The following is a 7,412-nucleotide window of genomic DNA, read 5'->3' on the forward strand; positions in this document are numbered from 1 at the left end:
AACACCATCTCCCCGCAGGCCCTGCGCGATCGCGTCGTGCCGCAGCTGTACCGCCTGCGCGACGAGCGCCGCATCGCCGCCGGCACCCGCATCGCCGTCGAGTGCGCCTGCCGGCCGAACTCACTGCGCTACAACCCGCAGGTGTCCAAGGAATCGCGGCTGTAGGGCGGGGGCCTGCGCAGGCGGGTGCCGGGCCCCGCTTTTCGCTTGACGACGTCCGGCCGCGCCGCGGTGTGGCCCGAACTCAGGTGAGACGTGAACGCCGTCCGCGGGTCCTCCCCGCCACGCCACGCGTCTTGGCAGAGCGGGCCCATCTTGCCCGGTGCATCGTGGGCAGCTTTCACCCTTCGAGTCGGCCGATGAATGTCGGCGACCTGGAACGAATCTCACGCCCATACTCGATACTCTGTCTGAATTGAGGGGATTTTTCGGTGATTCTTCCCGGAGCATTCGATATCTTGTTCTCATGGGAAACGGGGGAAGCGGGAACGGATCGGCGGGAACGGGTCGGCCCGCCGAGTGCGCCGCCGATCTTCTGGCCGGCATCCACCGCTTCGCCGAGGCCGTCGACACGGTCACCGGCGCGTGGAACCTCCTCCGCGCCGACGCCCGAAATGAGGCCTACGCCGAACTCGAAACCGCGCGGCGGAAGCTCGCCATCGTCGACGCGGAGTATCTGTCGGCGACGGCGAACGGGCGCGTCGTAAAGCCGACGCCCAAGGTCATGCAGTCGTTCACGGAGCATGCGCACGTGTCGCGCGCGGAGGCGCGGCGCCGGATTTCCGCGGCGCACCGGCTCCAGCGGCCGGAGGCTCAAAGCCGGACTCCCAAGCATGATCTGCCGGCGGTGCGGAAGCGCGTCGCGGAGGGCGTGGTGGGGGCCGATGCGGTGGAGATCATCGACAAGGCGCTCGACGGGTTGCCGAAGAAGGCCGAGAATCTGGTCCACACGGCCGATCCGCACATCGCCGATCTGCTGGACAAGGTGCAGGTCGATGACCTGAAGCACCTGGGGCCGATGCTGCGGGCGCTGCTCGGGCTGGATGATCCGTACACCGACGAGGACCGGCAGCGGCGGCGCAGCGTGCGGCTGTCGACCCCCGACGCGGACAACATGTCGCGCCTGAGCGGGCACGTCACGCCGGAGTTCGCGGCGATCCTCCGACGGTTGTTCGCGGACTACGCCGCGCCCGGCAGTTTGCTTCCCGACGGCGCCGACGACGACCGCACCGCCGACCAACGCCGGCACGATGCCGTGGAAGCCGCGATCGCCGCAGGGTACGGGGCGCCGGAGTCGGACGATGACGGGCCCTCCGCCGGTGCGGACCCCACCTCCCGGGCAGGCGGCCCCTCCCCCGGTTCGCCGGAAACGGGTGGTTCACCGGACTCGGGCGCGGCGGCGGATACGGGCGCGGCGGCGGATACGGCCACTCCTTGCGCAACCCCCGATCTGCGCCCGACGAAGCGGCTGCGCCCCAAGCGCGGGACGACGTCGACGTCGTGACCATGCACATTTCGGAGCTCGCGAAAATGACGGGCACGGCGTTGACCGACGTGAGCACCACTATGTCCATCGGCGAAGCCATCCGGGGCGCCGATGCCCGAAACATGTTCCTTTCGGTGATGGACTTTCGGGGGCGGAATCCGTGGTTGGGGCGCTCGCGGCGCTGCGGGTCGGTGGACCAGTACCTCGCGTTGTGCGCGGAGGAAGGGATGAGCACTGCGCCGGGATCATCGGCGCCGCCGGCCTACTGCCAGATGCACCACATCGACCGGTGGGAATCAGGTGGGATGACCGACATCGACGGGCTGACGCTCGCGGATCACGTCATGCGCGGCCGCATCGACGACGACAGGGCCGACGAAAACCGGTGGTGGACGGTGCGGGTCAGACCGGAAGACGTGCCCGAGGCGCGAAAGGCCGCCCGATCAGGTGCACCCGCACCTTCAACCCCACCGGCAGCAGCGAATCCGAAGGTCAAGTGGATCCCGCCGAAGTCCCGGGATCCGAATCGAATGCCGAGGGAAAACCATCACCCGCTCGGCTGGCTCGCGCCCGGGCGACGGATCCGGCGATTCTTCGCGCGGAACGACGACGAGCCACCCGGTGCAAATGCCTCACACGGAGGTGGCAGGGATGACGGGGGTGAATGAGATATCGCAGAGCGGCTCATCAGAGCGGCTCATCAACCGGAAGGACGACGGGGACGACTAACGGGGCCCGAAGCGTCGGCGACAGAGGCTGCGTCGGCGATCTCGGACGGCCGGAAATGTACCGGTCGGTACACTGGCTTAAGCGAAGATCGGGTGGAGATCGGGGCGGAACCCCGCATCCAGCCCGAAGAACCACGACGCCAAAAGCCACGACGCCAAAAGCCACGACCCGGAGAATGAGGAACACCGACTCGATGTCCGTCACCACGCCGTCCGACGCCCGCCCCTACCGCACGGTCCCCGAGATCATCGCGGATCACGGAGCCGATTTGTCGTGGCAGCAATCGGTGTACCGGCACCTGCACGCCAACCCGGAGCTGTCCGCCGTCGAAGAGCGCACCGCTGACTTCCTGGCCAACCGCCTCTCCCAGTTCGACTGCAGCATCACCACCGGCATCGGCGGCCACGGATTGGTCGGCGTCTTCCGCAACGGCGAAGGACCCACCGTGCTCTACCGCGCCGACATCGACGCACTGCCGGTGGAGGAAGCCACCGGCGTGGACTACGCCTCCGTCGCCGACGGCGTCTCCCGCGAAGGCGTCGCCTCCAAGGTCATGCACGCCTGCGGCCACGACCACCACATGACGGCGCTGCTCGGCGCCTGCGCCATCCTCGACGCCAACCGCGACGACTGGTCCGGCACCTTCATCGCCCTGTTCCAGCCCGCCGAGGAAACCGCGTGCGGCGCCCAGGGCATGGTCGACGACGGCCTGATGCTGAAGATCCCCCGCCCCGACGTCTGCCTGGGCCTGCACGTCGTCCCCGGCCCCGCCGGCCGCGTCATGTCCGCCGCCGGCCCGGTGCTCACCGGCTGCGACACCATCACCATCGACATCACCGGGCGCTCCGCCCACGGCTCCATGCCGCACAACGGCGTCGACCCGACCTACATCGCCGCCGCGATCGTGATGCGCCTGCAGGGCATCGTCGGCCGCGAAGTGTCGCCCCACGAATTCGCAGTGATCTCCGTGGGCACCCTGTCGTCCGGCAACTCGAACAACACCATCCCCGGGCACGCTCGGATCGTCCTGAACATCCGGTACTACTCCGACGAGGTCCGCGGGATCCTCATCAACGCCATCGAACGCGTCGTCCGCGCCGAATGCATGGCCTCCGGCGCCGGCGTCGAACCGCGCTTCACGTACTCCGACCACGGCGACGTCACCGACAACGACCCGGACGTCTTCGCCGACGTCCGCGCGGCATTCGACGGCGTCTTCGGCGCCGAATCCGTCACCGCCGATCGGTGGACGGCGTCGGAAGACTTCTCCGACATCCCCAACGCGTTCGGCTGCCCCTACGTCTACTGGACGGTCGGCGTCACCCCGCGCGACCTGTGGGACGCCGCCGTCGCCGCCGACCGCATCCTCGAGGACGTGCCCTCCAACCACATGTCCACGTTCCTTCCGGACTACGAACCCACCGTCGACGCCACCACCCGCTCCGCCGCCGCGGCCGTGCTGGCCTGCCTGCGCCGATGACCGCCGGCGGCTGACCGCGAAAAGCGAGCGCCATCATGCCCCTTCACTTGCCCACCGACCGGATGACCATCGGCCTGGCCGAACCGCTCACCGGCGGCCGCGGCCCCGTGCCCGATCTGGAGGCGCTGCTGAGGGATACGGCGGGCGTCGCAAAGCAGGCGGAGGACGCCGGCGCGACGGCCCTGTGGTTCCGGGACGTCCCCCTGCTGGTCGACGAGTTCCGCGACGCCGGGCAGATCCTCGACCCCTTCACGCACATGGCGTACCTGGCGGCGCACACGTCCGAAATCGGCCTGGCCACGGCGTCGACGGTGCTGACGCTGCGCCACCCCATCCACGTGGCGAAGCAGGCCGCCAGCGTCGACCAACTATCCGGCGGCCGCGTCGCCCTGGGCGTGGCCACGGGCGATCGGCCCGAGGAATTCCCGGCCTTCAAGCGCCGCCGCGCCGAGCGCGCCGAGGACTTCCGCGACGCCGTCGACTACATCCGGGCCCTGTGGCGGCCGGGCACGCCCCGCACGACGGCGAACCGGTGGGGCGGCGTCGACATGGGCGTGGAGATGCTGCCCAAGCCCGCCGGCGGCTCCCCCATCCCCCTGTACGTCACGGGCCATTGCGGCCAGACGCCCGAGTGGATCGCCGAGCACGGCGACGGCTGGATGTACTACGGGCAGGACCTGGGCACGACGGCGAAGCTCGTCCGCGGCTGGCGCGACGACGTCGCCCGGCTGTGCGGGACGGATGAGGCGGGGGCGGGCGTCGTCAAGCCGTACATCACCACCCTCACCCTCGACCTGCTCGCCGACCCGGACGCCGAGCCGAAGCCCCTGCGCTACGGTTTTCGCGCGGGCCGGACGTTCCTGCTGCGCTACCTGGAGCGGCTGGCGGGCGTCGGGGCGGATCACGTCATCCTCGGGATCCGCGCTTCACGACGGCCCGTCCCCGACGTCATCGACGAACTCGCCGAGCACGTCTTCCCCGAATACCCGCGCTGAGCGGCGGCGCCACGTCAAAAGGTGTGAGAGCCGGCAGTCGGGGTCAGCCGTTGAACTCCGGGTAATCGACGTAGCCCTCGGGGCCCTGGGCGTAGATGGTGTCGTCGTCGGCCTCGGCGAGCGGGAGCTCGTCGCGGAGGCGGCGCACGAGGTCCGGGTTGGCGATGAACGGCCGACCGAAGCCGACGAGGTCCACCAGTCCCGAGTCGAGCCACGCCTGCGCAGACTCCGTGTCCTGGCCGCCGGTGAAGATGACGGCACCGTCGTAGACCTCGCGCAGGTGTTCCATGAACCCGCGGGGCACCTCGGGGGTGACGCGATCGCCGGTGGTCGAAGACTGGTCCGCGACGTGGATGAAATCGACGCCGCGCTCCCCCAGCTGCCGGGCCAGCGCGGTGTAGGTGGTCTCGACGCCGTCGTACAGCGGGATGTCGTTGACCGTGCCGTACGGCGAGATGCGCATGCCGATGAGGAACGGGCGCTCGTCGGCGCCATCGTCGTTCGCGCCCTCGGCACGCGCCTCCCGGACCGCTTCCCGAACTGCATCCAGAACGGCGTCCTGAACGGCGTCGACCACCGCCAGGGGGAACCGCAGCCGCTTGTCGACGGTCTGCGCACCCCAATCATCCGTTCGGTCGTTCACGCCGGGGTTGATGAATTGCTGGATCAAATAGCCGTTCGCCGCATGGATCTCGATTCCGTCGAACCCGGCGCGCACCGCACCGGCCGCGGCGCGGGCGTAGTCGCCGATGGTGCGGGCGATGCCGTCCTCGTCGAGCCCGACCGGCTCCGAGGGGGCGGTGAACCTGGCCTCTCCGCGCGAATCGAAGATGTAGCACTTCGCCTCGCGGGCGGGCGTCGACGTCGAACTGACCGGCGGCGCCTCGGAAGGCTGCAGCGCCGTGTGCGACACCCGGCCGCAGTGCCACAGTTGCGCGACGATGCGCCCACCGGCGGCGTGGACGCGGTCGACGACCTGCGCCCACCCGTCGACCTGCGACTGCTTCCAGATGCCCGGGACCGCCGCGAACCCGCGGGCCTCCGGGGAAATGAAGGTTCCCTCCGACACGATGAGCCCCGCCGACGCCCGCTGCGCGTAGTAGTCGGCGACCATCTCGTCGGCCGCCTGCGATTCCGAGCGCACGCGCGTCATCGGCGCCATGACCACGCGGTTGGCGAGCGGCAGTTCGGCGATGCGGTGGGAATCGAACAGGGTGGGCAACGGGTCTCCTCGAAAACTGGTGACGGGAACGCGGGGCGACGGGACCGCGTGCGCAATCGCGAGCGCGTACGGCCACCGAACCGAAAACGTTTCCGGTGACCTTAACACCGGTGACGGACGACCACCCGGCCCGTTCCCCGCGCAGGGGTCGGACATGGCCAGTCTCGGAGTGGCTTCCGTCCGGCCCCGGGGTCAGTTTCCGCCCGGCCCCGGCTCTTCCTGGAGCGAACCGCGAACGGTGACGTCGCCGTCGATGACCGCGCCGCCCGGGATGTGGAGGTTGCCGTCGTCGTCGATGAGCGGCGCCGGCAGCGGCTCGCCCGACTCGTCGTAACCCGGCGCCGATTTGGATTCCTGCGATTCCAGGGCGTCCGGGGTGAAGGCGGGCCGCCACTGGCGGGTGCGGGGCTCGGGGCGTGCCGCGGCATCGTCGCGGATGCCCTTGATGAGGGAGATCATCATGATGAAGCCGAACACGAAGAACGGCAGGCCGACGACGGTGATCGTGTCCTGCAGGGCCGTCAGCCCCGCTTCGCCGGCGCCGATGAGCAGAATCGCCGCCACCAGGCCGGTGAGCACCGCCCACACCACGCGTTGCACGGGGTTCGACTTCTCCTCGTCGCCGAGCGCCATCATGTCCAGGACCATCGAGGACGAGTCCATGGACGTCGTGAAGAAAATGACCACGATGATCACCGAGAACAACGACATCACCGGCGCCCACGGGAAGTTGGACAGGAACTCGAACAGCGCACCCGGGACGTCGCCCTGGTCGACGACGACGTCGACGAGGCCGCCCTGCTCTTGCTCCACGCGGAACGACGCCATGCCGAAGATGCCGAACCACACCAGCGAGAACAGCACCGGCAACGCCAGCACGCCACCGACGAACTCGCGGATCGTGCGGCCGCGGGAAATGCGGGCGACGAAGATGCCCACGAACGGCGCCCACGTGATGGTCCACGCCCAGTAGAAGACGGTCCAGCCGCCCTGCCAGCCCGGGTTCTCCTCGAACGCGTCGTTCCACAGCGCCAGGCGCGGCAGCTCCGTCAGGTAGCCGCCGATCGCCTCGATGGTGCCGCGCAGCAAGTAGAGCGTCGGGCCCGCGACGAGCACGAAGAGCATCAGGATCACCGCCGCGGCGATGTTGAGGTTGGACAGGCGCTTGATGCCCTTGTCCAGGCCCAGCGCAACCGACACGCACGCGATCAGCGACACGATGACGATGAGCAGCACCTGCACCGTCACCGACTCGTCGATTCCGTACAGGCGGTTCAAGCCGGCGCTGATCTGCATCGTGCCCAGGCCGATGGACACCGCCACGCCGAAGACCGTGCCGACGACCGCGATGACGTCGACGATGCGCCCGATCGGCCCGTAGATGCGGGTGCCGATCAGCGGCGCCAGGATCGACGACAGGCGCGCCGGCAGCTTGCGCTTGTAGATGAAGTACGCGAACGCCAGGCCGGGCAGCGCGAAGATCGTCCACGTGTGCAGGCC

7 protein-coding genes are annotated in these 7,412 nt (G+C 69.4%); 5 read left to right on the forward strand and 2 right to left on the reverse strand.

The genetic code is table 11. The annotated features are described in order from the left end of the window. The first annotated feature begins 6 nt into the window (after window positions 1–6). The 5 genes from GX015_RS07870 to GX015_RS07890 all read left to right on the forward strand — a co-directional run bounded on the left by GX015_RS07870 (window position 7) and on the right by GX015_RS07890 (window position 4,690). Window positions 7–165: a DUF4921 family protein gene (locus GX015_RS07870; RefSeq protein WP_291344171.1), complete on the forward strand. Its 159-nt coding sequence runs from the start codon at window positions 7–9 to the stop codon at window positions 163–165. A gap of 301 nt (window positions 166–466) precedes the next feature. After that, window positions 467–1,504: a DUF222 domain-containing protein gene (locus GX015_RS07875; RefSeq protein WP_291344159.1), complete on the forward strand. Its 1,038-nt coding sequence runs from the start codon at window positions 467–469 to the stop codon at window positions 1,502–1,504. Next, entirely contained in the window at window positions 1,501–2,154 is a 654-nt protein-coding gene (locus GX015_RS07880) for a hypothetical protein (RefSeq protein ID WP_291344161.1), read from the forward strand. Before GX015_RS07875 ends, GX015_RS07880 begins: the two co-directional genes overlap by 4 nt. Window positions 2,155–2,390: 236 nt before the next feature. Further along, entirely contained in the window at window positions 2,391–3,695 is a 1,305-nt protein-coding gene (locus GX015_RS07885) for an amidohydrolase (RefSeq protein WP_291344163.1), read from the forward strand. Window positions 3,696–3,730: 35 nt separating this feature from the next. Further along, a complete protein-coding gene (locus tag GX015_RS07890; RefSeq protein WP_291344165.1) occupies window positions 3,731–4,690 on the forward strand; it encodes a TIGR03571 family LLM class oxidoreductase in 960 nt (319 codons plus the stop codon). A 43-nt stretch (window positions 4,691–4,733) separates the two neighbouring features. Here GX015_RS07890 and GX015_RS07895 read toward each other — a convergent pair whose 3' ends face one another. After that, window positions 4,734–5,912, reverse strand: a complete 1,179-nt coding sequence (locus GX015_RS07895) for an alkene reductase (protein WP_291344167.1) — start codon at window positions 5,910–5,912, stop codon at window positions 4,734–4,736. Window positions 5,913–6,104: 192 nt separating this feature from the next. Next, a partial coding sequence (locus tag GX015_RS07900; RefSeq protein ID WP_291344169.1) for a BCCT family transporter occupies window positions 6,105–7,412 on the reverse strand: 1,308 nt, incomplete at its 5' end.

The sequence above is a fragment of the Corynebacterium sp. genome, assembly GCF_012837295.1.
Taxonomy (GTDB): domain Bacteria; phylum Actinomycetota; class Actinomycetes; order Mycobacteriales; family Mycobacteriaceae; genus Corynebacterium.